The 25,578-nt window shown below is 72.1% G+C and carries 24 protein-coding genes and 2 pseudogenes; 7 read left to right on the top strand and 19 right to left on the bottom strand.

What is annotated here, in order from left to right; translation table 11 throughout:
* The first annotated feature begins 101 nt into the window (after positions 1–101).
* The 3 genes from ACN9MM_RS04115 (at position 102) to ACN9MM_RS04105 (ending at position 3,994) form a co-directional block, all read left to right on the top strand.
* Entirely contained in the window at positions 102–1,613 is a 1,512-nt protein-coding gene (locus ACN9MM_RS04115) for a streptophobe family protein (RefSeq protein WP_426362330.1), read from the top strand.
* A gap of 90 nt (positions 1,614–1,703) precedes the next feature.
* Complete coding sequence (locus ACN9MM_RS04110) at positions 1,704–2,450, top strand: response regulator transcription factor (RefSeq protein WP_426362329.1); 747 nt, start codon at positions 1,704–1,706, stop codon at positions 2,448–2,450.
* On the top strand, positions 2,447–3,994 hold the full coding sequence (locus ACN9MM_RS04105) for an ATP-binding protein (RefSeq protein WP_426362328.1): 1,548 nt from the start codon (positions 2,447–2,449) through the stop codon (positions 3,992–3,994). Before ACN9MM_RS04110 ends, ACN9MM_RS04105 begins: the two co-directional genes overlap by 4 nt.
* A gap of 38 nt (positions 3,995–4,032) precedes the next feature.
* Here ACN9MM_RS04105 and ACN9MM_RS04100 read toward each other — a convergent pair whose 3' ends face one another.
* From ACN9MM_RS04100 to ACN9MM_RS04090, 3 genes are all read right to left on the bottom strand, one after another.
* Entirely contained in the window at positions 4,033–4,581 is a 549-nt protein-coding gene (locus ACN9MM_RS04100) for an EF-hand domain-containing protein (protein WP_426362327.1), read from the bottom strand.
* 138 nt (positions 4,582–4,719) lie between these two features.
* Complete coding sequence (locus tag ACN9MM_RS04095; RefSeq protein ID WP_426362326.1) at positions 4,720–7,017, bottom strand: molybdopterin-dependent oxidoreductase; 2,298 nt, start codon at positions 7,015–7,017, stop codon at positions 4,720–4,722.
* Between the two features lie 164 nt (positions 7,018–7,181).
* The gene (locus ACN9MM_RS04090; RefSeq protein WP_426362325.1) at positions 7,182–8,063 is read right to left on the bottom strand and encodes a winged helix-turn-helix transcriptional regulator; all 882 of its coding nucleotides are present in this window, start codon (positions 8,061–8,063) and stop codon (positions 7,182–7,184) included.
* Positions 8,064–8,202: 139 nt separating this feature from the next.
* Between ACN9MM_RS04090 and ACN9MM_RS04085 the strand changes: the two genes are divergently transcribed.
* A complete protein-coding gene (locus ACN9MM_RS04085) occupies positions 8,203–9,459 on the top strand; it encodes an MFS transporter (RefSeq protein WP_426362324.1) in 1,257 nt (418 codons plus the stop codon).
* A 222-nt stretch (positions 9,460–9,681) separates the two neighbouring features.
* Here the strand turns inward: ACN9MM_RS04085 and ACN9MM_RS04080 are convergent.
* The 5 genes and pseudogenes from ACN9MM_RS04080 to ACN9MM_RS04060 all read right to left on the bottom strand — a co-directional run.
* A pseudogene (locus tag ACN9MM_RS04080) lies at positions 9,682–9,945 on the bottom strand (zinc-binding dehydrogenase); the annotation flags it as partial.
* A gap of 38 nt (positions 9,946–9,983) precedes the next feature.
* Positions 9,984–10,880 (bottom strand): annotated as a pseudogene (locus ACN9MM_RS04075) (MFS transporter); the annotation flags it as partial.
* Positions 10,881–11,504: 624 nt separating this feature from the next.
* Positions 11,505–12,236 (bottom strand): flavodoxin family protein, encoded by a 732-nt coding sequence (locus tag ACN9MM_RS04070; RefSeq protein WP_426362323.1) that lies wholly within the window; start codon positions 12,234–12,236, stop codon positions 11,505–11,507.
* A 242-nt stretch (positions 12,237–12,478) separates the two neighbouring features.
* A complete protein-coding gene (locus ACN9MM_RS04065; protein ID WP_426362322.1) occupies positions 12,479–12,742 on the bottom strand; it encodes a DUF6296 family protein in 264 nt (87 codons plus the stop codon).
* Positions 12,743–12,810: 68 nt separating this feature from the next.
* A complete protein-coding gene (locus ACN9MM_RS04060) occupies positions 12,811–13,605 on the bottom strand; it encodes an N-formylglutamate amidohydrolase (protein WP_426362321.1) in 795 nt (264 codons plus the stop codon).
* Between the two features lie 192 nt (positions 13,606–13,797).
* Here ACN9MM_RS04060 and ACN9MM_RS04055 point away from each other — a divergent pair, with 192 nt between their 5' ends.
* On the top strand, positions 13,798–14,370 hold the full coding sequence (locus ACN9MM_RS04055) for an HPP family protein (protein ID WP_426362320.1): 573 nt from the start codon (positions 13,798–13,800) through the stop codon (positions 14,368–14,370).
* 221 nt (positions 14,371–14,591) lie between these two features.
* Here the strand turns inward: ACN9MM_RS04055 and ACN9MM_RS04050 are convergent, their stop codons facing one another.
* Positions 14,592–15,020, bottom strand: a complete 429-nt coding sequence (locus tag ACN9MM_RS04050; protein ID WP_426362319.1) for an ATP-binding protein — start codon at positions 15,018–15,020, stop codon at positions 14,592–14,594.
* A gap of 178 nt (positions 15,021–15,198) precedes the next feature.
* Between ACN9MM_RS04050 and ACN9MM_RS04045 the strand changes: the two genes are divergently transcribed.
* The gene (locus ACN9MM_RS04045) at positions 15,199–16,062 is read left to right on the top strand and encodes an RNA polymerase sigma factor SigF (RefSeq protein ID WP_426362318.1); all 864 of its coding nucleotides are present in this window, start codon (positions 15,199–15,201) and stop codon (positions 16,060–16,062) included.
* A gap of 57 nt (positions 16,063–16,119) precedes the next feature.
* Here the strand turns inward: ACN9MM_RS04045 and ehuA are convergent, their stop codons facing one another.
* The 10 genes from ehuA to ACN9MM_RS03995 form a co-directional block, all read right to left on the bottom strand.
* A complete protein-coding gene (ehuA, locus tag ACN9MM_RS04040; RefSeq protein WP_426368668.1) occupies positions 16,120–16,899 on the bottom strand; it encodes an ectoine/hydroxyectoine ABC transporter ATP-binding protein EhuA in 780 nt (259 codons plus the stop codon).
* A gap of 61 nt (positions 16,900–16,960) precedes the next feature.
* Entirely contained in the window at positions 16,961–17,596 is a 636-nt protein-coding gene (gene ehuD / locus ACN9MM_RS04035) for an ectoine/hydroxyectoine ABC transporter permease subunit EhuD (protein ID WP_426362317.1), read from the bottom strand.
* A complete protein-coding gene (gene ehuC, locus ACN9MM_RS04030; protein WP_382859094.1) occupies positions 17,596–18,258 on the bottom strand; it encodes an ectoine/hydroxyectoine ABC transporter permease subunit EhuC in 663 nt (220 codons plus the stop codon). Before ehuC ends, ehuD begins: the two co-directional genes overlap by 1 nt.
* Positions 18,259–18,324: 66 nt before the next feature.
* Entirely contained in the window at positions 18,325–19,245 is a 921-nt protein-coding gene (gene ehuB, locus ACN9MM_RS04025; protein WP_426362316.1) for an ectoine/hydroxyectoine ABC transporter substrate-binding protein EhuB, read from the bottom strand.
* Positions 19,242–20,138, bottom strand: a complete 897-nt coding sequence (gene thpD, locus ACN9MM_RS04020; RefSeq protein ID WP_426362315.1) for an ectoine hydroxylase — start codon at positions 20,136–20,138, stop codon at positions 19,242–19,244. The genes ehuB and thpD overlap by 4 nt, the downstream gene beginning before the upstream one ends.
* Positions 20,139–20,185: 47 nt before the next feature.
* Positions 20,186–20,590, bottom strand: a complete 405-nt coding sequence (locus ACN9MM_RS04015) for an ectoine synthase (RefSeq protein ID WP_382858906.1) — start codon at positions 20,588–20,590, stop codon at positions 20,186–20,188.
* 28 nt (positions 20,591–20,618) lie between these two features.
* Positions 20,619–21,899, bottom strand: a complete 1,281-nt coding sequence (ectB, locus tag ACN9MM_RS04010) for a diaminobutyrate--2-oxoglutarate transaminase (protein WP_426368667.1) — start codon at positions 21,897–21,899, stop codon at positions 20,619–20,621.
* Between the two features lie 82 nt (positions 21,900–21,981).
* Positions 21,982–22,512, bottom strand: a complete 531-nt coding sequence (ectA, locus tag ACN9MM_RS04005) for a diaminobutyrate acetyltransferase (protein ID WP_426362314.1) — start codon at positions 22,510–22,512, stop codon at positions 21,982–21,984.
* Between the two features lie 331 nt (positions 22,513–22,843).
* The gene (locus ACN9MM_RS04000) at positions 22,844–23,647 is read right to left on the bottom strand and encodes an endonuclease I family protein (protein WP_426362313.1); all 804 of its coding nucleotides are present in this window, start codon (positions 23,645–23,647) and stop codon (positions 22,844–22,846) included.
* 197 nt (positions 23,648–23,844) lie between these two features.
* Positions 23,845–24,309, bottom strand: a complete 465-nt coding sequence (locus ACN9MM_RS03995; RefSeq protein WP_426362312.1) for an Lrp/AsnC family transcriptional regulator — start codon at positions 24,307–24,309, stop codon at positions 23,845–23,847.
* Positions 24,310–24,427: 118 nt separating this feature from the next.
* On the opposite strand from ACN9MM_RS03995, the gene ACN9MM_RS03990 reads away from it, so the two are divergent.
* Entirely contained in the window at positions 24,428–25,540 is a 1,113-nt protein-coding gene (locus tag ACN9MM_RS03990; RefSeq protein WP_426362311.1) for an asparaginase, read from the top strand.
* Positions 25,541–25,578: the final 38 nt, after the last annotated feature.

The raw sequence follows: 25,578 nt of genomic DNA, 5'->3' as shown, positions 1-25,578 counted from the left end.
TGCGCCCCGGTCCCGCGCCCAAGCCCACGGGGCGGCGACCCCTCCCGCCGCCCCGTGCCCCTCACTCGTACCCAGTTGTCCCGTACACAGGAGCCTGCCCGATGTCCTCCTCCCCGCCGTCCCTCCGTCCTCCCGGTACTCCCTGGCGCCACGCCCTCGAAGGAGCCCTGTCCGTCGCGGCCGCCGTCATGACGATGACCACCGCCGCGTGGGCGGCGCTGACCGTCCTCGGCGCCGGCGCGATCGCCCCCGTCTCCCACCTCGTGCCGACGATGGTGAGCATGGCCGTCGGTGGCCGCGTCACCGTGGAATCGGCACCCTCCGCCGAGTCCGCCGACGGCGGCGGCGGGCTCGGCGGGTTGCTCGGGGGCCTGGGTGGCGGCGGCGGAGGTCTGAGCCTCGGCTTGACGGGTAACGCGGCGGTGACGCCACTCATGCTGACGTTCCTCGGCACGGCCGTCCTGGCGATCGGCTTCTTCCGGCCCCTGCGGCGACGGCGGCGGCCCGCCCCGGCGCTGCTGTGGGCCCGGTGCGGCGGGGCGCTCGTGACCTCGGCAGTGGTCCTCCCGATACTCGCCGGCATGGCCCAGGGCACGGCCCGGCTGCCCGAGAGCGTGACGGAGCGCTTCGGCAAGGGCGCCTCGTCCGGAGCGCTCAGCCGGTTCGGCGGCGGGGGCGGAGGTCTCACCAAGGGTCTGTCGTCGGTGATGTTCGAGACCGACACCCCGGCGACCGTTTTCTTCGGCCTGCTGTGGGTCTGCGCCGTCCTCGCCCTCGGCTGCCTCGTGTCCCGTCGTACGACCCTGCCGCGCCCCCTCGCCCTCAGCCGCCTGCGCCTGAAGTGGAACGCCGTCACCTCCACCCTGACCGGGATCGGAGCCGTCCTGTGCTGCTCGACCCTGGTCGTCGCGCTCCTGGCCGGGGCGGCGGCCCTGACCGGCCGGGACCAGGCGGCCAAGGCGGCGGGCCTGCTGCTGCTCCTCGGCCCCAACCTGCTCGCCGTCCTGCTCACCTCCGGGCTCGGCACCTCCTGGCAGGCGGGCATGGAACGACTGCAGCCCGAAGGCGGCGGGATGCTCGGCATGCTCGGCGGCATGGGTGCCGCTCAGGGAGACGCGGCGGGCAAGGACAAGTCCATCGACCTCGGAGGCTGGTCGGGCGCCGGAGTGCCGCTGTGGCTGCTCGCCCTGGTCCTCGTGCTGCTCCTCCTGGTGATCGCCGGATACGCGGCCTCCGCCCGCACTCCGGCCCGCACTCCGCGCGAGGACTCCGAGGCCCTGCTCGACCGCCACGCGGAGATCGCCCTGCGAACGGGCATCGCCGTGGGCATCTCGGCCCTGCTGCTTCCCCCGCTCGCGCAGGGGTCGGTACGGATCGGCATCAGCCTCATGGGCAACGAGATGGGAGGCATGACGGCGGGCCTGGACGGAGGGATGGGACTCTCCGCGCTGACCAGCTTCGTCCTGGCCGGCCTCGCCTCGTACGCCGGCAGCCGCCTGCACGGTCGGCGCTCCCGGCGTTCGGGCATCGCCCCGCAGCGGCCCGGCAGCACGAACCGACGGCCGGCCGCCACCCGACCCGCCACCCGGGTCCCGTCGGACACGGTGTCGTGACCTCGCCTGTGATCTCCTGAGAACCCTCCGACGGCCCAGCCTCGGCCACCCGTCCCCAGTCCCCGGTCCGTGAAGGCGGCGATCCACACCATGGCGGCATCCACACCCACCCCGCACTCCGTGGGTCGCCCCGGCCGGCACCACCTGCTCGTCGTCGACGACGAGCCCACCGTCCGGGAGCTGCTGCGCACCGCGCTGAGTTACGCCGGCTTCGACGTCGACGCCGCCGCCACCGGCCAGGAGGCACTCGGCCTGGCCGCGGCCCGTACCCCCGATCTCGTCCTGCTCGACGTGATGCTCCCGGACATGGACGGCTTCGAGGTGATCCGCCGCCTGCGGGCCCAGCCCCGCTCACCCCTGCCCGGTCGCGGCGGAGACGTGCCCGTCCTGTTCGTCACCGCGCGCGACGACCGCCAGGACCGGCTCCACGGCCTGCGGCTCGGCGGCGACGACTACGTCACCAAACCCTTCGACCTGGAAGAACTGATCGCCCGCATCCAAGCCGTCCTGCGCCGCACCCAGGGCGAGCAGCCGGCCCGGATCACCGTCGGCGACCTCGAACTGGAACCCGACAGCCATCGCGTCACCCGGGCGGGACGGGCCGTGCGCCTGTCGCCGACCGAGTTCCGCCTGCTGCACTTCCTCGTCGCCAACGCCGAACGGACCATGACGAAGCATCAGATTCTCAACGCCGTATGGGAGTACGACTTCGGCGGCGACCCCAGCATCGTCGACACGTACATCAGCTATCTGCGCCGCAAGGTCGACCGGGTCGAGCCCAAACTGATCCACACCATCCGAGGCGTGGGCTACGTGATCCGCGAGCCCCGGCCGTGAAGCGCCCGACCTGGTGGCCGTCCAGGAGGCGGCCGAGCAGGCTGTCCCTCCGCACCCGCCTGCTGTGCCTGACCACGGCCCTGGTCGCGGTCGGTCTTCTCAGCACCGGCGTGATCGTCACCGCGGCCCTGCAGGGCTACCTCCAGGACCGCGTGGACGAACGGCTCGTCCTGACCGGGCAGATCGCCGCCCGACTCTCCCCGCCGGCGGGTACCGGGACCCCGCCGGGCGTGCAGGCCCTCGGTGTCCTCGGCGACACCACCGTGACGTATCTGGACGACGAGGGCGCCACCACCAGGGAGTTCGAATCGGGCACCGTACCCCCGGGCGGCGGTCCCGAACTCCCGCCCCTCGACCGTGCGGCCGTCGTCGCCCACGAGGGCCGGCCCTTCACCGTGCCCTCGAAGGACGGCGACCACGAGTGGCGGGTCATCGCCCTCACCCAGCCCGCCCAGGTGTTCCCACCTGAAAGGGCGGACGGCCGGGGCAGCGTGGTCGTGTCGACCTCCCTCGACGAGGTCGACCGCACCGTCACCAAGACCCGCAACCTCTCCCTGACCGTGGGTATCGGCCTGCTCGCGATCCTCACTGCTGCCGGCTGGTTCGCCGTCCGCTCCGGGCTTCGCCCCCTGACCCGTATCGAGGAGACGGCGACCGCCATCACCGCCGGCGACTACTCCCACCGTGTCCCCGAACTGGCCTCCCCCCACACCGAGGTGGGCCACCTGACCGCCTGCCTCAACGAGATGCTCGACCGGATCGACACGGCCTTCCGGGCCCGTGCGGAAGCCGAGGCGCGCACCCGGCGCTTCTTCGCCGACGCGGGACACGAACTCCGCACGCCGCTCGTCGGCATCAAGGGCTACACCGACCTCTACCGGATGGGGGCCCTGCCGACCCGCGAGGACGTCGACCAGACCATGACCCGGATCGCCGCCGAGTCCGAACGCCTCACCCGGCTGGTGGAGGAGATGTTCCTCCTGGCGCGCCTCGACGAGGACACGGTCTCCGACCGCGAACCCGCTCTCGCTCTCGATCTCGATCTCGCCCCCATGGACCTCCGCACGCTGGCCGCCGACGCACTGCACGACGTACGCGCCCTGGACGCGACCCGTCCCGTGGCCCTCACGGGTCCAGGCGGCGGAAAGCCCGCCACCGCCCCCGCCGTCGCCGACGAGGCCCGCCTCCGCCAGGTCGTCACCAACCTCATCGGCAACGCCGTCACCCACACCCCGCCCGGTACCCCGATCCGCATCGGCGTCGGCACCGCGGGCGACAGGACCGTCCTCGAAGTCTCCGACCAGGGCCCCGGCCTCACCCCCGCCGAACGCGACCACGTCTTCGACCGCTTCTACCGCACCGACGACTCCCGCACCCGCACCACCGGCGGCTCCGGCCTCGGCCTCGCCATCGCCCACGCCCTCGTCACCGCCCACGACGGCCGGCTCACCCTCGACACCGCCCCCGGCCAGGGCTGCACCTTCCGCATCGAACTGCCGCTGCCCGAGGAGCCACATCGGGCGGGTGCCGACGAGAGGGCGTGAGGCGGCCCGCCGGGAGGGAGGTTTCGCGGTCCCTCTCGTCAGTCGGGGATCCTGCCGAAGAGGTGGTTGGCAGGGGCGTCCGGGTCGTTGCCGTAGAAGAACTCCGTGAGCGCCTGGTGGAATTCGGCCCGGTCCAGCGCGCCGGAGCCGTCCCGGTCCAAGGCGGCGAAGACGGCGGCGCAGTCGTCGCCGGGAACGCCGGCGACCGAGGCGAACATCTGCTGGAACTCCGCCTGGTCGATCTTGCCGTCTGCGTCGAGATCGACGAGGTCGAAGAAGCAGTCGGTGATCGGCTCGATCTGTTCCGGGTAGAGGGTGGGGTCGGTCAGGACCCGCCTGAATCCTTCGGTCATCTCCCGCAGATCGACCTTTCCGTCACCGTCCTGGTCCATGGGAGCGATCACGTTCGTCCAGAACCTGTCCATCCCACCGGTGAGGTGGGCGGTCGTGGAGTCCGGTGCGGAGCCGCGGGCGGAGATGTAGCGCTCGCTCATCATGCGGACGTCCCGCTGGGTGATGAACCCGTCGCCGTCGACGTCGGCGCCCCTGAACCACTGGCCGTACTTGAGGTCTTGAAGTGCAGTCACGAATGCGCACAGTATTCATACGGTTACGCAAGCGCAAACGCGTATGTGGAGAGCCCGTCGGCGGACTGGGGCAGCCTGGCACGCACGTGACGATGAACGGCACGAGAACTGCCCCGGAGGAGGCCGGAAGCCTTCGCGTCAGCGTTCGAGTTCGGGTGGTGTGAAGGCGAGCACCTCAGGAGGAGGGTCGCCGTACGGCTCGACGTCGACCAGCGCGCTGAGGGCACTCGGCCCCTGGGACAGGCGCGAGCACGGCCGATCCGCCGTGAGGACGTTCGGATTGCCGTGGCGGTCCATCGTTCCGCTCAGGCCCGGCCGGACCGGATCCCACCACGCTCCGGTGGACAGTTGTACGACGCCTGGCATGACGTCGTCCGACAGGACCGCGCCCGCGAGGCAGCTGCCTCGGTCGTTGTAGACGCGTACGATCATGCCGTCCTCGATGCCGCGCGACGCGGCGTCCGACGGATTGAGCGTCACGGGCTCACGGCCACGGATCTTCGAACTGAGGCTGTGACCGCCGTTGTCGTACTGGCTGTGCAGGCGTGAGGCGGGCTGATTCGAGATCAGATGAAACGGGAATCGGTCCGCCAGGTCAGCGTGAAGCCACTCCACCGGCTCGAACCATGACGGATGCCCGGAGCAGTCGTCGTATCCGAACGAGTCGATCTCCTCGGAGAAGATCTCGATCCGGCCCGACGGCGTCGACAGGGGGTGACGCTGCGGATCTGCGCGCAGTGCCTCGAAGCTCCCGGGAAACGGTCCGGCCGGCGCCGGCAGCTCAGCGGTGGAGCTGCGCCAGAAGTCGTCGAAACTCGGCAAGGCGGCCTCGTCGCCGAGGTCGGCCCTCGTCCGCTCGTAGAGGTGCCGGACCCATTCGGTCTCGGAACGCGACTGTGTGAACTCCTTCTCGTATCCGAGCCGGGCGGCCAAGGCGGCGAAGATCTGGTGGTCAGTGCGCGACTCGCCCTCCGGCTCACGGACCTTCGGCATGGCGACGAGGTGGGGATCGGAGAATCCGGCGGTGAAATCGTCGCGCTCCAGGCCGGTGGCGACGGGCAGGACGATGTCCGCGAACTTGGCCGTGGTGTTCCACCAGGCTTCGTGAACCACCACAGTGTCGGGAGTCTGCCAGGCACGGGTCAACCGATGCAGGTCCTGGTGGTGGTGGAACGGGTTCCCTCCGCACCAGTACACGAGGCGCAGCTCGGGCAAGGTGAGGCGACGGCCGTCGTAGTCGATGGTCTTCCCCGGATGCAGCAGGGTGTCGGCGATCCTCGCGACCGGGATGAAATCCGGAACGGGGTTGGGCACCTCGGGAATCGTCGCCACGGAGGGGCGGCCCGGGGCGACGCCGGTCGCGTCCATCGTCGCGTAACCTGCGCCCCAGCCGCAGCCGCGCCGGCCCATCGAGCCCGCCATGGCCGCCAGCACGACGGACATCCAGATCGGCTGTTCGCCGTGGTCCGCCCGTTGCACCGCGTAGTTGACCATGATGAGCGAGCGCTGGGTGGTGAGGCGGCGAGCGAGGCCGGTGATCGCGTCCTGGCGGATGCCCGTGATCCTGGCTGCCCAGGCAGCGTCCTTGGGGACACCGTCGAGGTCGCCGGCCAGGTAGGAGGCGAATCGGTCGAACCCGACGCAGCACCGGCGGAGGAAGTCCTCGTCGTGCCACCCGTTGACCAGCATCGTGTGGGCGATGCCGAGCATCGCGGCGGTGTCGGTGTTGGGGACGACGGGCAGCCACTCGGCGTCGAGGAAGCCGGCGGTGTCGCTGCGGAGGGGACTGACGTTCACGAACCGTACCCCGGCCTCACGGCACCGGCGCTGCAGGTCCTGCGTCTGGTGCCTGGCCAGCCCACCGGGGTTGATCTGGCTGTTCTTGAGGGCCAGCCCGCCGAACGCCACCACAAGCTCACAGTTCTCGGCGATCTCGTCCCACATCGGCATCCGGGACTGGTAGCTCCACGGATGCCCGCCGATCACATGGGGGAGGATGACCTCCAACGCCGCGGTGCTGTACGTGTTGCGCGAGTCGGTGTATCCCCCGCCCAACGCCAGGAACCGATGGAGTTGCCCCTGCGCGTTGTGGAACGCGCCCGCACTCGCCCAGCCGTAGGATCCGCCGAACACCGCGCTGTCTCCGTGCTGTGAACGCACCCGGCGGAGTTCGTCACTGACCAGCGTGAGCGCATGGTCCCAGCTCACCTCCACGAAGGCGTCCGCGCCTCTGGCCGTGTCGTGGGTGCGCGGCAGGCCGTTCAGCCAGCCCTTGCGCACCGCGGGGCGCAACACGCGAGCGCTGTCGTCGGCGGCTGCCACCATTCCGGGGCCGATGGGGGACGGCGCGGGGTCATCGCTCCTCGGCTCGATGCGCACCAACCCGCCGGAATCGACCACCGCGACAAAACTGCCCCAGTGCGTCGCAACCGACATGCGTCGTTCCACCATGCATCAACCCCACCCCGGAGGTCCCCCCGCTCTCGCACAGCGGCTGCCTACGTCGCAGGGACCCCCGGCCGGCCGACGGTCCGCAGGACGGAGGCTTCCCCTGAGGCCCGCCGATCAACCCCGCCTGTCCCTCGGGAATCCCGTAGGTGTCAGTCCTCCGCGGCCAGGCGTCGTACCTCGGTCAGCGCCTCGCTCACGGCTGCCGGGATGTCCGTCACCGGGAACCGCGCGTGCCGCACCGTGCCGTCACGGTCGACGACCAGCACGGTCCGTTTCAGTCGCAGCAGTTGTCCGGCGCGAAAGGTGGGCAGGCGCAGGGCGGCGGCGAGGCGGAGGTCGACGTCGGAGAGGAGGGTGAAGGGGATGTCTTCCTGGCTCGCGAACACGCGCTGTTCGTCAGGGCGTTGGGTGCTGATGCCGTGCACCTCCGCGCCCGCGGCGCGGAAGTCCTCGTAGGCATCCCGGAAGAGCCGGTTCTCCAGCGTGCAGCCGACGGTGCCGGGGATGTCTGACCAGCCCTCCGGCAGGGGGCTGGGGCTCCCGGTCGCCGGATAGCAGAACAGGACGGTGGCCACGCCGCCGGCCACCGGGTCGACCGGCGCGCCGTCCCGGTGACCGGGCAACCTCAGGCGCGGCAGTCGCCGGCCCGTCAGGTCCGCGACGCGCCGTGCCTCCGCGCTCGTCTCGTCGGCGGTGCCGCTGAGCGAGCCGTCGCCGAGGAGCCAGCGGTCGGCCCAGTCCTGCATCGACAGCAGGACCGGCAGCAGCCCCCGGCCGCTCTCGGTCAGCCGGTACTCGTGCCGCGTCGGCCGCTCCTGGTACGGGACCTTCTCCAGGACCCCCGTCTCCACCAGGTGCGCCAGGCGCTCGGTGAGCACCTTCCGGGAGATGCCCAGCTCCTCCTGGAGCGCGTCGAACCTGTGGTGCCCCCGGGCGGTCTCCCGGATCAGGAGCAGGCTCCACCAGTCGCCGACCACCGACGCGGCCTGCGCGATCGCGCAGGCCGCGTCCCGCTCGGGTACCGACCTCATCACGGCGTCTCCACTTCTGCGCGCACGGCGGCCGCTCTTCGGGACCATCTTGCGCCACCAGGTCGGTTCCGGATAGAAACTCACCTGGAACGAGTGAGTTCCGAAAAGAGACTAACAAGATCCGGGGGAGGGGCGCCGTATGAGCGGAACACAAGCGATCCAGGAGCACGACCGACGCGACGACGAACGGGAGACCTCATCGCCGGGCGTCTTCTGGCGCTTCTGGGCCGCCGCCGGCGTCAGCGGCGCGGGCACCGCCGTCACCGCCCTCGCCCTGCCGCTCGTCGCCCTCACCGTCCTCGACGCCACCGCCTTCGAGGTCGGCCTGCTCGCCGCCGCCGGGCAGGTCTCCTGGCTGCTGCTCAGCCTCCCGGCGGGCGTCCTCGCACAGCGCGTGCCGCTGCGCCGACTCCAGGTCACGCTCGACCTCGTACGGTTCGCGGCGCTCGGATCGCTGCCGCTCGCCTGGTGGATCGGCACGCTCACCTATGGGCACCTGCTGTTCGCGGCGCTCGTCACCGGCTCGGCGACCGTGCTGTTCGACATCGGCAACTCGACCTTCCTGCCCGCCGTCGTCCCGGCCCGGCAGCTGGCCGCCCGCAACAGCGTCATGTCGGGCACGCATGCCGTCACCGACACCGGCGGCCCCTCCCTCGGCGGCGTCCTGATCGGCGCGACGGGCCCGGTCGGCGCGCTCGTCGTGGACGCTGCCAGCTACCTCGCGTCCGCCGTGCTCCTTCGCACCCTCCCCGAGAGCCGCCCCGCGCCCCGCACCGGCGAAAGCGCGCTGCGGCTGATGCGCGAGGGATGGCGGTACGTCACCGGGCACCCGGTCATGCGGCCCTGCATGATCTGGGCGACCGCCGCCAACTTCCTCAACGCGGCCCTCGTCGCCCTCACCCCCCTCTATCTGGTTCGCGAGGCCGGTCTCGATTCCGTGCAGCTCGGCGTCGTCCTCGCCATGGACGGGGTCGGCGCCCTCGCCGGCGCCGCCGTCGCGGTCCGGGTGACCACCCGCCTCGGTACCGCGTGGGGCGTCATCGCGGCCGACCTGGCCGGCGGCGCGCTGCTCCTGCTCGCCCCGCTGACCACGTCGGCGGGGGACGCGTACTGGTTCGCCCTGGGCAACGCGGGCTTCGCCTTCGGCACCGTCATCGGCTCGATCACCACCCGCACCTACCGGCAGACGCAGTCGCCCCCGGAACTGCTGTCCCGCGTGATGGCCACGGTCCGCTTCGTCTCCTGGGGCGCGTTGCCGCTCGGCGCGCTCACCGCCGGCCTCCTCGCCACCCACTTCGGCGCCCACACCGCGCTCTGGACCGTATGCGCCGCCGCCTTCCTGCCCCCGCTCTACCTCTTCTCGACCAAGGTGGGCCGCCACCGCGACCTCATCTGACGCCCTGGCGCCACGACACCGTCGGATCGGTGAACGTGGCCGGCATGGTCGCGGCGCTGGACGGCGGGGCCGGTGGCCGGCCCGCCCGCGCCGGGCGCGGCGAGCCGGCCACCGGCCCTCCCGCTCAGGGGGGAGCACGAGGCGGATCGGGTCGCCGATCTTGTTCTCCAGGCGGGCGACGGCGTCCGCGGCCTCGGCCAGCGGGACGTGGGCCGTGATGGAGGGGGCCAGGTCGATGCGTCCGGCCGAGGCCAGGCCGACGAGCTGCTCGACGTGCTCGGGCTCGGAGCCGTAGTGGCCGCGGACCTGGTTGACGTTGAAGCAGAATCCGATGCTGTCGGCGATCGTGACCGGTTCCGGGGTGAGTCCGGCGAGGACGAGCGAGCCGAACGGGCCGAGGACCGACGCGGCCTGGGCGCGGGCCGCGCCCACGCCGGCGAAGTCGAAGGCGACGTCGAGGCCGCGCCCGGCCGTCGCCTCCCGCACCGCCTCCGCGAAGTCCGGCGCAGCACGAAGCCCGTCCCGAGGAGCATGAGGAAGGCCATGGGCGTGCTCGGGACCAGGACGAGATGGAGGCAGGCCCCGGCAGTGAGAGCGATCGCGCCACCCATGACCTGGACCTCGCGGCCGCGTCGGTCCGCCCAGACGGGCACGACGGCGCAGCCGATCACACCGGCGATCATGGTCAGCGCGAGGATCAGACCGGCGGTGTATTCCGAGACTCCCGCCGGCGCCAACAGCGGTTGCACGAACGTCGCGAGGGCGATGAACGTGCCCATCGGGATGGCGACGACCGCGCACAGACGTCGTACGTAGCGATTGCCGAGTGCCGTGCGAAAGGCCTGGAGCCCACTGGTCGCGGGTGCGGACCCGGGGCGTGCCCGCGGCGGGAAGCGAAGTGCCGCGACGAGACACAGCCCGGCGTCCATCGCGATCAGGGCGGTGATGAGGGTGAGGGTGCGGATGTGGCTCTCACCGGGCAGGAACGCGCCCAGCAGGTAGCCCAGGACCATGCCGGCGAACGTGGCCGAGGAGGCGGCGGCGATTCCGGTGGCGCGGTGCTTCTCGGCGAGATAGCCCACGGCGAGACCCGGTATGGCGTTCAGGATGAAGGGCTGTCCCGCGGCGGCGACGGCCTGTCCGATGAACGCCCAGGTGAAGTCGTCGGCAACCAGTCTCAGGAACGCCCCTGACGCGGTGAGCACCGCGCCGACCACGAGGGCCGGACGGAGAAACCGGTCGAGCGCGATGCCGGCGGGGACGGCAAGGAGGACGTAGACCAGCGGGAAGACCTGGGACAGCCAGCCGATCTCGCCGATGGAGACGCCGAAGTGCCGCGCGGCGTCCTCCGTCACGGGCGCGTAGTTGACGAAGAGCGCCTGGGTCGCGGCGGCCAGGAGGCCGTAGGCGAGGAAGACCATCCACCGACTCTTCGCGTGCTGCTCGACGCGCGGCGCAGCCGTCGTCGCGGCCGCTCGTGTGTTCTCGTTCGTGCTTCCGGGCAGTGCGTGACGACCGAGCGACTCGCCGCGCCTCCGGGTGCTGCGTCGGATCACGACCGTGGCGACTGCACCAACACCTATGGCGGCGGCTCCGCGTGCTCGTCGCTGAGTGCTCGTCAACTCCGGCATCTCGTTGTCCTTGTCGGTCGACAGTGGTGCTCCACTGTCGCGATCCGGACCGACCTTGGGTACGACACACTGCACCCTGGTTCGCGCAGCCCTGTGCACTCGGCACTACCGGCGCGGACCCCGGCGCCGCCTGGGTGAGGATTCGTACGGCGAGGGACGACTGGATGACGTCCGACCGCTTCGGCGTGGCGCCCCGCGTGCCTCGAGACCAGGAGCGACGGGACGAGGACCAGCACTACTGGTACTGCTGGAATTCGGGGGACTCCAAGAGGTCCTCACAGAAGCTGTTGATCATGTGAACCCACCGACACGTCCAACGCCTTTGTCAGGACGTCGTCGCAGGCACTGCCGCGTGACGGACCTGCTCGACCCGGAGCTGAGTTCCCCCGGATCTCCGGCCGCTCCGGCCCGCGCTCAACGGTGCTCGGGGTTCTCGAAGTCGAACCGGCAGCCGGCGTCCCACTCGGCGCGCTGGTTCCCGTGGGCGGGGATGCCACCCGCGTCCTTGAGCATCCTTGCCAGGTGGAGCTGGTTCCAGGTCATGAAGGTCGTGTTGCGGTTCGTGAAGTCGTTGTCCGGCCCGCCGGAGCCGGGGTCGAGGTAGGACGGGCCCGGGCCGGCCGGGCCGACCCAGCCCGCGTCGGCCTGCGGCGGAATGACGTACCCGAGGTGCTGGAGGCTGTAGACGACGTTCATCGCGCAGTGCTTGGCGCCGTCCTCGTTGCCGGTGATCAGGCAGCCGCCCACACGACCGTAGTAGGCGTACTGGCCCTGCTCGTTGAGGATCGACGAGCAGGCGTAGAGGCGCTCGATCACCTTCTTCATGACCGAGGAGTTGTCTCCCAGCCACACGGGCCCCGCCAGGGTCAGGATGTCGGCGGCCATCACCTGCGAGTAGATCACCGGCCACTCGTCCGTCTCCCACCCGTGCTCCGTCATGTCCGGCCAGACGCCGGTCGCGATGTCGATGTCCACCGCCCTGAGCACCTCGACCTGTACGCCCTGGCGCTCCATGATCCCGGTGCTGATGTCGATCAGCCCCTGTGTATGGCTGCGCTCGGGGGAACGCTTCAGGGTGCAGTTGATCACCAGGGCGCGCAGGTCGGCGTACGACGTCGTCGAGTCCGGCACGGAATCCTCCTCCATACGCTGCGGGAGTCCGGACGTGACGGCGCCGGAGGCCTCCCGGTACAGCTCACCAGGCCTTCGCCCCGGGCGCTCGCGGAGCTGGGCCGGTCGCCTGACGGTCCGCCCTCGGGGCCGGGCCCTCCCGGGACCCGACCCCGTCCCGCGCACCCCGGGGGTGCCGGGCCGGCCCGGAGCGGCACCCCGGGGGTGCCGGCCCGGCCCGGAGCGGCCGAACGCTTGAGGGGACGGGGTGCGCGGCGTCAGAAGGCGGAATCGGCGGGATCCGCCCGACCCGTGTCGGGGAGCGGGCGGGCCCGGACGGTCTGGGACGGTTCCTGATGACCGCCCGAGGCGATGATGCGCACCTCGTCCCGGTCGCTGATCTCGGCCCGGATGATGCCGGTGGCGTCGGTGTAGACCGGATGGCCGCCGGACCCCTTGACCTGCGTGCGCTCCACGATCACGACGTCCTTGGCAGAGCCCGTGCCGTCGGAGAACACCAGCTCGTAGCGGAGTGGGTTCATCTCCCCGATTTTACGCCGATCGGTCGCGGCCACCCGCCGGGACGGAACCCGCCCGACGGGCGGCGCCCTCAGGCCACCGCGTCGACCAGAGCGGCCAGGGCCAGCCCGAGTGCCTCGGCACCCGGGCCCGCGGGGCCGCCCGGCTCGCTCATGTAGAGGTCACGGCGGATCTCCACCATCAGGGCGCTCACCCGGGGATCCCGTCCGTAGTGCTCCAGCGGCACGTACGTCCCGGCGAACGGACTGTCCGTCCCGACGCCGCCGAACCCGCCGAAGGCCCGCCGGGCCGCGTCGAGCAGCGCGGGCGGCGTGTGGAACGCGTCCGTGCCGAGGCAGACGGGAGGGCGAGGGCCGTCGCCGTGCAGCTCGTACGGCAGCCGCTCCGTCGGGTACGAGTGGACGTCGACGATCACCACCCGGCCCGCCACGGCGAGGCGCTCGGCCACGACCTCGGTCATCGCCCGGGCGTACGGCGCGAAGTACCGGTCCAGCAGCGGACCGGCATCGAACCCCTCGGGCCGCAGCGACGCCCGGTGGGTGGTGCGGGTGTACACCGCGCCCATCCCGGCGGACAGCATCTCCTCGCGCTCGTCCGGGAAGCGCTCGGGGTCGACGACGAGGCGCGAGAGCCGGTTGACGAACCGCCAGGGTGCCGCGCCGGCCGCCGCCGCGGCCACGGCGGCGATCTCCGCCGTGTGGGAGTCCGTGATGTGGTCCAGCTCACGGGCCAGTTCCTCGTCGCCGAGCAGGATCCCCTCGCGTACGTCCGGAGGTATGTCGCGGGAGGAGTGCGGTACATGGAGCAGGACGGGGGAGTCGGGGGCTCCGGGCACGAGACGGAACGAGGGCGTGGTGTCGGTCATGGGTCGATCCTGCCCCCGACCCCGCCATCGCCGTGGCGAAACCGCTGGTTAGAGTGGTGCGAGGTCGCGCCGCCGCACCAGGACCAGGCGTGAGACCGGGCCGACTGTCGACCACAGGGACCCGAACGACCGCCTTCTCCCGTCCCCGTCCCGCCCGGCCCACGGCCGCCCGCCCCGGAAATCCCGCATCCCATGAGCACCGACGCCGCACCGCGCCCCGACACCCGCTCCGACATCGGACCCGCCGGCGCCCCCCGGGGGCCGCGCCTGCCGTGGATCGCCGGCCGCGCCCCGGCCCGTCCCGCACCCGGCGCCGCCTTCCACAGCGTCAGCGCCGCGACCGCCGCCCTCCTCGGGCTCGTCGCCATCGGCGCCCTCATCCACGAGCCGGTGCTCATACCCCCGCTGGCCGCCAGCGCCGCGCTCGTGCACTGCGCCCCCGCGCTGCCCCTGGCCCAGCCCCGCAGCGTGATCCTCGGCCACCTCCTCGGCGCCGCCGCCGGATACACCGTGGCGGCCGTCGCCGCCCACGGCAGCGCCTGGGCCGCCGCCCTCGCCGCCGGAATCACCCTGGCCCTGACCACCCTGGCCCGGACCCCGCACTCGCCGGCCTGCGCGACCGCCGTCGTCATCGTGCTCCAGGCCCCGGCGCCCGGCCGGTTCGTCCCCCTGCTGTTCGGCGCCACGGTGCTGCTCGTCCTCACCGCGTACGCCGCCTCCCGCATCCGCCGCGCCGCACCGAGGTACCCCGCCTACTGGTGGTGAGCGCCCGGGGCGTCGCGCCCCCGGGGACCGGCCGCACGCGGTGCGGCTAGGCCCTGTCGTCAAACTCCCGTCGTCGCCCGAAGGGCGGCCCCGCGGCGTCAGGTGCGTGCTCTCGGCGTGCCGGGCGCGAGCCCTCGTACTGGACGTACTCGGGCTTGTGCCCGGTGCGGCGAGAGCGCGTGCATGGCGTCGCGGGGCAGGCGGGAGTTTGACGACAGGGCCTAGCGGTCGACCGTCACCGCCGCGTGGACGGTCTTGCCGTCCAGCCGCGCGTCCACCGTCACCTCGCGGCACAGGCGCAGCACGATCGGCCAGCCGAAGCCGCCGGGCCGCAGCTCGTCGCGGAGCTCGTGGCGCGGCGGCTCCCCGCTGGAGTCGGCCACGGAGACGGTGACGCGGTCGCGGCCGACGGCGATCCCGAACGAGGTGACGCCGCCGCCATGGCGGTGGGCGTTCGTGACCAGTTCGGAGGTGACGAGCAGCAGGTCCTCGACCTGGGAGGCGGGCAGCGGGCCGAGGGCCGTGAGCGTGTGGCGGACCAGCTGCCGTGCCTGCGCCGGTGTGACGAGCTGCGACGGTCCGGCCCGCATCGCGGCGGTGCGCGGGGCCGCGACGGACGTGCGGGTCCTTGTTTCGCTCCGGCTGTTCATCGCGGGTCCCTTTCTGCCCGATGTGTCAGGGGTGATGGGATCCGCCTGCCCGGGCACGCCGGAGTGATGCCTTCCCCGGCGCCGGACGCGGCGCGCGGCCACGAGGAGTGCCTCCGCCGGGAGCGGGTACGCGAACCGGGACCGCCGAACGGACAGTGAGCAGGAGGAGGTCGTCCCCGTGCGGACCGAGGTGGCCAAGGCGACGTACGTGACGAGCGGTACGGGGGAGGACCTCCCCGACATCGAGGTCCCCCACGAGGTCGCGCCCCGGGACGCGCGCGCTCTGACGCGGGTGTTCCTCCGCGAGCTCGCGGCACGGGAGGAGGGGACGGCAGGACACCAGTACGTCCGGAACACCCTGATCGAGATGAACATGACGCTGGTGCGGTACGCGGCCGGCCGCTTCCGGGCGCGCACCGACGAGATGGAGGACATCGTCCAGGTCGGCATGGTCGGCCTGATCAAGGCGATCGACCGCTTCGACCTCTCCCGCGAGGTGGAGTTCACCACCTTCGCGGTGCCGTACATCGTGGGAGAGATCAAACGGTTCTTCCGCGACACCTCCTGGGCGGTCCACGTGCCGCGCCGGCTCCAGGAGGCGCGGGTGGAACTCGCGAAGGCGACCGACGAACTGAGCTCGCGGCTCGGCCGCGCGCCCCGCGTCGCGGAACTGGCCCCCGTCATGGACCTGTCCGAGGACCAGGTGGTCGAGGCCCAGCTCGCCGCGAACGGCTACCACTCGACGTCCCTGGACGCCGCCGTCGTCGGCGACGACGAGAACGACGACGCGGCCCTGGCCGACCTCATCGGCGAGGAGGACCCGGCGCTCGAACTCTTCGAGGACTTCCACACCCTCGCCCCGCTCGTGGTCGCCCTCGGCGACCGCGACCGGCTGCTGCTGCACCTGCGATTCGTCGAGGAGCTGACCCAGACGCAGATCGGCGAGCGCCTCGGCGTGTCCCAGATGCACGTCTCGCGGCTCCTGGCCCGGAGCCTGGCCCGGCTGCGCGAAGGCATGGTCGGGGCGGTGACCCGCGGCTGACCGGCAGGGCGCACACCCGGGTCCGGCCGGATGCGCGCCCTGCCGGGCGTCCCCGGCTCACCGGACCGAGCTGAGGAACGCGCGCGTGCGTGCGTGCCTGGGCGCATCCAGGAGCTCACCGGCCGGGCCCGACTCCACGACCCGGCCCCGGTCGAACATCAGGATCCGGTCCGAGACGTCCCGAGCGAAGCCCATCTCGTGCGTCACGCACAGCAGCGTGATGTCGGTGGAGCGGGCGATGTCCCGCAGCACGTCGAGGACCTCCGCCACCAGTTCCGGATCGAGCGCGGACGTCACCTCGTCGAGGAGCAGGATCCCGGGCCGCATCGCCAGGGCGCGGGCGATCGCCACGCGCTGCTGCTGGCCGCCGGAGAGCCGGGTCGGCCGCGCGTCCGCCCGGTCGCCGAGCCCGACCAGGTCGAGCAGGTCCCGCGCCCTGCGGCCCGCCTCGTCCCGGCTCTCGCCGAGCACGTGCACGGGCGCCTCCACGATGTTGTCGAGGACGCTCATGTGCGGGAACAGGTTGAACTGCTGGAACACCATGCCGATCCGACGGCGGCGCGCGGCCAGATGGCGTTCGTCCGCCGGCACCGGTTTCCCGCCCCGGCGCCCCGGCATGTGCGAGAACGGCTCGCCGTCGACGAGGATGAGGCCGTCGGTGACCCGTTCCAGGGTCATGAGCAGCCGGAGGATCGTGGTCTTCCCCGAGCCGCTCGGGCCGATCAGCGTCACGCGCTCCCCCCGCCCGACCTCCAGGTCGAGGCCGTCGAGCACGGTGTGGTCGCCGTACCGCTTGGTGACCCGCTCGAAGCGGACCGCGGGGACGGCGGGGACCACCGGGCCGGCCGGGGCCGTGAGAGCCGCCGGGTCCGGCCGCCCGGTCAGGTCTTCCCGGTCCTCAGTGGGCAAGGCGTGCCTCCAGTCGTCGGACGAGCAGGGACGTCGGCCAGCTCGCGAGCAGGAACACCGCGGCGGCCAGGGTGAAGCTCTCCAGATAGGCGAAGTGCGTGCTGCCGAAGGTGTTCGCCTCGTGGACCATCTCGTGCACGGTGATCACCGAGAGCAGCGGCGTCTCCTTGAACATGGAGACCGCGTAGTTGCCCAGGGGCGGGAGCACGTTCCGCACGGCCTGCGGCAGCACCACGGCCCGCCACACCCGCCGGCGGGGCAGCGACAGCGCGGTGCAGGCCTCCCACTGCCCCTTCGGCACGGAGTCGAATCCCGTCCGGTACACCTCGGAGAGGTACGTGGCGTAGTGCGTGCCGAGGACCAGGACGCCGAGCACCGGAGCGTCGAGCGCGGGCACCAGCACCCAGGCGGCGAAGAGCTGCACCAGGAGCGGCGTCGAGCGGACGAACACGGCCGCCCCGCGCACCGGCAGCGCCAGCCAGGCGGGCCCCGCCCGCTGGACGAGGGCGAGGGCGAGCCCGAGGACCAGGGCGACGGCGAACGCCGGGACGGTCGCCAGGACGGTGACGCCGAACCCCTCCAGTACGGCGGGCAGCGCGGCCCGGGCCGCCTTCCCGTCCCACATCAGGCACCGCCTTCCTGCCCGAGCCGTGCCTTCGCGGCCCGTTCCAGGGCGTTCATGAGGAGGCTCAGCACGACGGCCATGCCGAAGTAGAGCCCGAGGAGCAGCAGGTACGAGGCGGCCGTCGCGCCCGTCGCCGAACGCAGCTGGTCGATCTGGAAGGTGAGGTCGGGGACCGTCACCAGCGAGAGCAGCGGCGTCGCCTTCAGGAGCTGCACCAGCAGGTTCTTGAACGGCGCGACCATCAGGGCGTGCGCCTGCGGCAGGACGACCCGCCGCAACCGCAGTCCCGCCCCCATGCCGAGCGCGATCCCCGCCTCGGTCTGGGCGCGGGGGACCGCCGCCACCGCGCCCCGCACCACCTCGGCACCGTAGGCGCCGTAGTTGAGGCCGAGCGCGAGCACCGCGCAGGCGAGCGGTTCGAGCCGGAAGCCGACCATCGGCAGGGCGAAGAACAGCCAGAACAGCTGCACGTACAGCGAGGTGCCCCGGAAGAACTCGACGACGAGCCGCGCACCGCCCCGCACCGGCAGCCGCGCCGACCGGGACAGCAGCCCGAGGACGTACGCGAGGACCAGGGCGAGCGCGGCGCCGAGCACCGTGGCCTCCACCGTGACGAGCAGCCCCTCCGCGAGCCGGGGCAGCGCGCTGCGGAACTCGGGCAGGAAGCCGGCCGCGACGGGCAGGGAGCCGGTTCCCGCGGGCAGGACGTCAGCCACGCCGGCCACCCCTCACCCGGCGCCGCACAGGTCGGCGGTCCGCAGCGAGCGGGGCGGCACCTCGCGCGCGGTGAAGCCGTACTTCCCGACGAGCCCGACGAAGCGCTCGGGGGATCCGGTGATCTTCCGCAGCTCACGGTCGAAGGCGTCGCGGAGTCCGTCCGCCCCCGGCCGGAACACGGCCCCGCCCGCGCCGAGCTGCCGGGCGCCGTCGACCACCGGGACGAACGCCTCGCCCACCTCCACCGGCGCGCCCTCGTTCGTCCGGGCGAGCCAGCGCAGGGAGATGGCGGTCAGGGCGAAGGCGTCGATCCGGCCGGCCAGGAGGGCGTCGAGCCCGTCCTGCTGCTTGGCGAGCGTCTTCACCGACCCGTCGGGCACGCCCGCCGCCTTCGCGTAGGACGCCTCCACCGCGGCGGTCAGCACCCCGACGGTGGCGCCCTTCGCCGCACAGGACTTCAGGTCGCTCACCCCCTTCGGATTGCCCCGGCGGACCATGAGGGCGGTGGGGGAGACGAACTCCGGCTCGGAGAAGATCACCTTGGCGCAGCGCTCCGGGGTGATCGCCATGCCCGCGCTGACCACGTCGAACCGGCCGGCGAGCAGTCCGGGGATCAGCGCGCCGAACTCCGTGAGCGTCGGGCGCAGTTCGCGCACGCCGAGCGCCGTGAAGATCTCGCGGTGCAGCGTGGGGGCCTCGCCGGCGAGTTCGCCGCGGTCCTGGAAGCCGTACGGCGCCTCGCCGGCGAACCCGACGCGCACGAAGCCCTGTTCGCGCAGGGTCGCGAGCAGCTTCCCGTCGTCGGCGGGCGCTCCCGTCCCGGCCTGGGTGCGCGTGCACGCGGTCAACGGCCCGGCCGCGAGGGCGAGCCCGCCGAGGAGCGACGCCCGGGTGAGGAAGCGGCGGCGGCCGAACGGCGCGGCACCGGTCACGTCCGGTCCCCGGGGCGCGCGGCGATGAAGGAGGGACGGCGGACCGGGGCGGCGAAGGGGGCCTCGGGCGCGTTCTCGACGCTGTTGAAGACGAGGAAGACATTGCTCCGGGGGTACGGGGTGATGTTGTCGCCCGAGCCGTGCAGGGCGTTGCAGTCGAACCAGGTGGCCGATCCCGCCGGACCCGTGAAGTGCCGGATGCCGCAGGCGTCGGCGAAGGTGGTGAGCGCCTCGTGGGACGGTGTCCCCGCGTCCTGCATCCGCAGCGACTGCTTGTAGTTGTCCTCGGGCGTCTCGCCGGCGCAGCCCAGGAAGGTGCGGTGCGAGCCCGGCATGATCATGAGGCTGCCGTTGGTGGTGTGGTTCGCGGTGAGCGCGATCGAGACCGAGACGGTACGCATCCGGGGCAGGCCGTCCTCGGCGTGCCAGGTCTCGAAGTCGGAGTGCCAGTAGAAGCCGCTGGCGCCGAAGCCGGGCTTGACGTTGACCCGTGACTGGTGGACGTAGACGTCGGAGCCGAGTATCTGGCGGGCCCGCCCGACGACCCGCGGGTCCTCGGCCAGCCGGCCGAAGACCTCGCTCATGCGGTGCACCTCGAAGACGGAGCGGATCTCCTGCGAGCGGGGCTCGACGACGGCCCGCTCGTCCGCCCGCACGGCGGGGTCGGCGACGAGCCGGTCCAGCTCGGCGCGGAGCGCGTCGACCTCGTCCGGGGTGACGAGCTCGTCCACCGTGACGAAGCCGTCGCGGTCGTACTCCTCCAGTTCCCGGGCCCAGAACGGGCCCGGCGTGCCGGGCTCGGACCACACCACGGGGTCCTTGCGGCCGATGAGTTCCTCCCGGGAGCCGCGGGTGGGGTAGAGGTCGACGGGGCGGGTGGGTGCGGAGACCATGGGGTGGGACGCCTTCCTTTCGCGTACGGAATCAGGTGTGGGGAGCGTCAGGCCTGACCGGGTTCGGTGAGGAGTGGGTAGACGCCGTTCTCGTCGTGGTCCTCGCGGCCGGTGACGGGCGGGTTGAAGACGCACAGGCAGCGGAAGTCCCGCTTGACCCTGAGGGTGTGGCGCTCGTGCCCGTCGAGGAGGTACATGGTTCCGGGCAGGATCGTGTACGTGCGCCCGGACTCGTGGTCGGTGAGCTCGGCCTCGCCGGCGGTGCAGACGACGGCCTCGACGTGGTGGGCGTACCACATGGAGGTCTCGGTCCCGGCGTACAGCACGGTCTCGTGGAGGGAGAACCCGACCTGCTCGCGGGCGAGGACGATGCGCTTGCTCTCCCAGGTCCCGGAGGCGGCCCTCACGTGCCGGTCGGTGTTCTCGAGCTCGTCGAAGGTGCGGACGATCATGGTCGGTGGCCTTTCCGTGGCGGGGTGATCAGGCGGCGCGGCGGAGGGCGGCGTGGCGGACGGAACGGGCCAGGATCCCGAGGCCCTCGTCGAGTTCGTCGTCCGTCGCCGTCAGCGGGGGCAGCAGCTTGACCACCTCGCCGCGTGGCCCCGACGTCTCCAGGAGCAGACCGGTCTCGAAGGCCCGCCGGCACACGGCCTCCGCGCGCTCCCCGTCGGCGAACTCCAGGCCCCAGACGAGGCCCCGGCCGCGCACCGCCAGGCCGGTGCCCTCGTCGTCGCCGCACAGGTCGAGCAGGGCGCGCTCCATTCGGTCGGCCCGGCCGAGGGTGCGACGGCGCAGGGCGTCGTCGCGCCAGTAGGCGTCGAGGGCGGCCGTGGCGGTGACGAAGGCGGGGTTGTTGCCGCGGAAGGTGCCGTTGTGCTCGCCGGGCTCCCACAGGTCGAGCTCCGGGCGGAAGAGGCAGAGGGACATGGGCAGGCCGTAGCCGCTGATGGACTTGGACAGGGTGACGATGTCGGGCGTGATGCCCGCCTCCTCGAAGGAGAAGAAGTCGCCGGTGCGTCCGCAGCCCATCTGGATGTCGTCGACTATGAGGAGCATCTCGTGCCGGCGGCAGAGCTCCGCCAGGGCGCGCAGCCACTCGGCCCGTGCGACGTTGATGCCGCCCTCGCCCTGGACGGTCTCGACGATCACGGCCGCCGGGTGGTCGAGGCCGGATCCGGCGTCGTCCAGGAGCCGTTCGAACCAGAGGAAGTCGGTGACCTGACCGTCGAGGTAGTCGTCGAAGGGCATCCGGGCGGCGTGGTGCAGCGGGACGCCCGCTCCGGCGCGCTTGGCGGCGTTGCCGGTGACGGCCAGCGAGCCGAGCGACATGCCGTGGAAGGCGTTGGTGAAGGAGACGACCGTCTGGCGTCCGGTGACCTTGCGGGCGAGCTTGAGGGCGGCCTCCACCGCGTTGGTACCCGTGGGGCCGGGGAACATCACCTTGTAGGGCAGGGCGCGGGGCTCCAGGACGGTGCCGCGGAAGGTCTCCAGGAAGGCGCGTTTGGCGGTCGTCGACATGTCGAGGCCGTGGGTGATGCCGTCGTCGGCGAGGTAGTCGAGGAGGGCACGCTTGAGCACGGGGTTGTTGTGGCCGTAGTTGAGCGAGCCCGCCCCGGCGAAGAAGTCCAGGTACGGACGGCCGTCCTCGTCGTAGAGCCGGCTCCCCGCGGCGCGTTCGAAGACGACGGGCCAGGCACGGCAGTAGCTGCGGACCTCGGATTCGACGGTCTCGAAGACGGAGGGGGCGGCGATCTCGGTCAGGGTCACGAAGTCTCTTCTCCAGAGTGGGGTGCGGGGGAGGGGTGAGGGGACGGGCGAAGCGGAGTGGCGGCGCGGGGCCGGCTCAGGACGCCGGGGATGCGAGGGGGCCGATGCCGTACAGCACCTCGGCCTCGTGTCCGGACCCGGGGAATGAGGCGGACGGGAAGAGGACCTCGCGTGTCAGGTCCGCCCCGTGCCGTCGGGCGTAGGACCGGAAGAGCCGGTCGGACGCCTGGTTCCCCGGAGTGACGGTCGCCTCCACCCGGTCGAGTCCGTGCTCGGCCGCCACCCGGGCGGACAGAGCGTCGAGCAGGGTCCCGGCTACCCCGGTTCCGCGGTGCGAACCCTCCACGGCGACCTGCCAGACGAAGAGCGTCCCGGGCGCGTCGGGCCGCAGGTAGCCGGTGACGAAGCCGACGGGTCGTCCGGAGGAGTCACGGGCGACGGCGGTCGTGTCGGCGAAGTCGCGGCACCACAGCAGATAGCTGTACGGCGAGTTGAGGTCGAGTTCTCCCGAGCCGCGTGCGATCCGCCAGAGCTCGGCGCCGTCCGCGATCTCGGCCGGCCCGACGGAGACGCCGCTGGTCGGGGATGTCAGGGGGGCAGTGGTCATGGGCGCCGAAGTTACCGAGCGGACCGCTGAACTTCCTGGGGCGGAGATCTTGTTCGGGGTGGGGTGGGTGTGATAGGTGCGCCGACGCGTTCCGTGGCGGGAATGTCCGCCCGGGGGTACGGAAAATGCGGGCAGACTCGGTCGAAATCACCGTTTATAACGGACAGGTAACGGCTTTGGGTTCTCGCGATCGGCCTGTCAGAAACGTGAGACGATCCGCGATTTCGCGTTTGAAGGCGCCGGGAGCGGTCAGGCGTAGCAGCCGACATGGCGGGAGCCGGGCCGGGTGCGTCGCACCCGGCCCGGCTCCGTCACGTCCGTGCCGCGGGGGCTACCAGATCGCCTCGACCCACTCGGGGTGGTCGATGAACGGGTTCCGGTTGCCCTGGTAGCTGGAGTAGATGACGTCGTTGCGGCGCTCCTCGAAGGCGCTCGGCGGGTCCTGCTCGTTCCACTGCTTCAGGACCGAGAGGCGCCCGTGGAAGGGGACGCTGCCGTTGGTGGACGACTCGTTGGGCTCCAGGTCGGGGAAGCCGTCGCCGCCCTCGTAACGGACGGCCATGTAGAGGATCATGCGGGCCACGTCGCCCTTGTCGGCGTCCCGCGGCTCGAACGAGTTGCTGTCCGTGTAGCTGCCGGGCGCGCCGCTGACCGCGCTGCCGCCGTTGTCCCAGTCCTTGTTGCCCCGGGTGCTGTTGACCTGCACGTCACAGGCGCGCAGGTGGTGCAGGTCGGTGCCCGGTCCGGCGGACGTGCCGAAGTTGCCGTGCGACTGGGCCCAGGTGTGCTCGCGGTTCCAGTCGCCGACGGCGCCCCCGTTCAGGGACTTGCTGCGCGAGGTGCCGCTGTAGAGCAGGATCACGTTGTTGGTGTTGTTCGGGTCCTGGTCGGTGTTCTTCAGCGCGTTCCAGACCGCGTCGTACGAGATCTTGCTCTGGCTGCTGATGATGGTGTGCAGCGAGGACTTGAGGCTCGTGCCGGTCTTGCCGATCGCGTTCTTGTAGTACGTGGCGTCGTACGCGGTGGTCGTGGCGCTCGCGGGGGTCGCGGTGACCGCGGGGAGCGTGATGCCGACGAGGGTGGCGGCTACCGCCGCCGCCCACACCTTCCATCTGCCGATCCGCACAACGGACATGGGGGGCCCTTTCCCGGGGACGGCACGCGTCGGACGGCGGGCGGCGGCTCGACGCCCCTGCTGTCTACGCGTGTTGACTTCGTGTCACCGGGAGGGTGGCACACGTCAGGTACCTGTCATGTAACGGGGAGGAGGCTGTTCCATGACGTTCTCGCATAGAGCGGAACCTGATCCGTTCCCCCGATGCCCCCGGAGCCTCAGGCGCCCCGGACGTCCACCGGCATCCCCTTCGGCTCCTTGATCCGCTTCATGATGATCTGCGAGTTGACCTCGGTGACCCCGGTCAGGGTCGTCAGCCGCTCGATCCACAGCCGCTCGTACGCCGCGAGGTCCGCCACGGCGATCCGCAGCAGACAGCCGGGGCTCCCGAACAGCCGGTACGCCTCGATCACGTCCGGCACGTCCTGGAGCGCCTCCTCGAAGGCCTCCACCGTCTCCCGGTCCCGCCGCACCTCCACCGAGACGAGGACCTCGAAGCCGCGCCCCACCGCCGCCGGATCGATGATCGCCCGATAGCCCTGGATCACCCCGTCCTGCTCCAGCTGGCGCACCCGGCGCAGACAGGGGGAGGGGCTGAGCCCGACCCGCTGGGCCAGCTCCTGGTTGCTCAGTCGGCCGTCGCTCTGGAGCTCGCGCAAGATGTGGAGATCGATCCGGTCCATGGCGCAATTATCTACCACGATGAAACAAGCAGGGGGCTGATTTCGCAATCGCCTTGCGCGCTCCCTGTCCTATCGTTGCGAACGCAGGAGAAATGGGTACGGAGTAAGGACGGCAGGCATGAAGCGGACGAACGACGGGGGAGAGCGCCGGATCGTCGTCATCAGCACCGGGGGCACGATCGCCAGCCGCTGGCAGGGCACCGGTTACGCGGCCGACGCCTCGGGCGACGACGTCCTGGCCACCGCACCCCTTCCCGAGGGCGTCACCGTCGAGGTCGTCGACCTGTTCAACGTGAACAGCTCCCGCATGACCTCGGCCCATCAGCTCGCGCTCCTGCGCACCGTCCACGAGACCCTCGCCGACCCCGGCGTCGACGGCATCGTCGTCACCCACGGCACGGACACCCTGGAGGAGACCGCCTTCCTCCTGGACCTCCACCACGCCGACCCCCGCCCGGTCGTCCTCACCGGCGCCCAGCGGCCCTTCGGCACGGGCGACGGCGACGGCCCCGGCAACCTCTACGACGCGCTCCAGGTCGCCGCCTCCGTCCGCGACCTCGGCGTCCTCGTCGTGTTCGACGGCCGCGTGCACGCGGCGCGCGGCACCGTGAAGACCCAGACCCTCGCGGCCGACGCCTTCTCCGACCCCTCCGCCGAGCGCCTCGGCCGCGTCGGGTTCTCCCGCGTCGACATCGAGCGGCAGCCCGAGCGCCCCGCCCCGCTGCCCCTGCCGGCCGCCGCGCGGACCGCGGCTCCCGGCCCCGACGCCACCCCGCTGCCGCGGGTCGACATCATCACGCACCACTCCGACGGCGACCCGTTCCTCCTGAACGCCGCCGTCACCGCCGGCGCCCGGGGCGTCGTGCTCGTCGCCACCGGAGCGGGCAACGCCACCCCCGAGATCGCCGACGCCGTGGCCGACGCGGTCGCCGGGGGCGTCCTCGTCGCCGTGACGACCCGCGTCCCCGCCGGACCGCTGGCCGAGATATACACCGGGGGCGGCGCGGTCGACCTCGTCGCCTCCGGGGCCCTGCTCACCGGCACCCTCCGGGCCGGCCAGGCACGTATCGCCCTCCTCGCCACGCTCCTCGCCGAGGACAGCGTCGGCGCGGGCGACCCCGCCCGTGGCACCGCGCTCCTGCGCCGCCTCCTCGAAGGTCCGGTCCGCATCGAGCCGGCCCTCGCGACCGGTGGCTCCCGGTCCGCGTCGGCGGTCGCCGCCCGGGTGTAGAGCCCGGCACACCCCCAGAACCCCGGCTCGCGGACGGC

Origin of the sequence: Streptomyces sp. E-08 (assembly GCF_049913095.1) — a bacterium.
In the GTDB taxonomy this organism is placed as follows: domain Bacteria; phylum Actinomycetota; class Actinomycetes; order Streptomycetales; family Streptomycetaceae; genus Streptomyces.
This window is presented reverse-complemented; position numbering and strand designations above follow the sequence as displayed.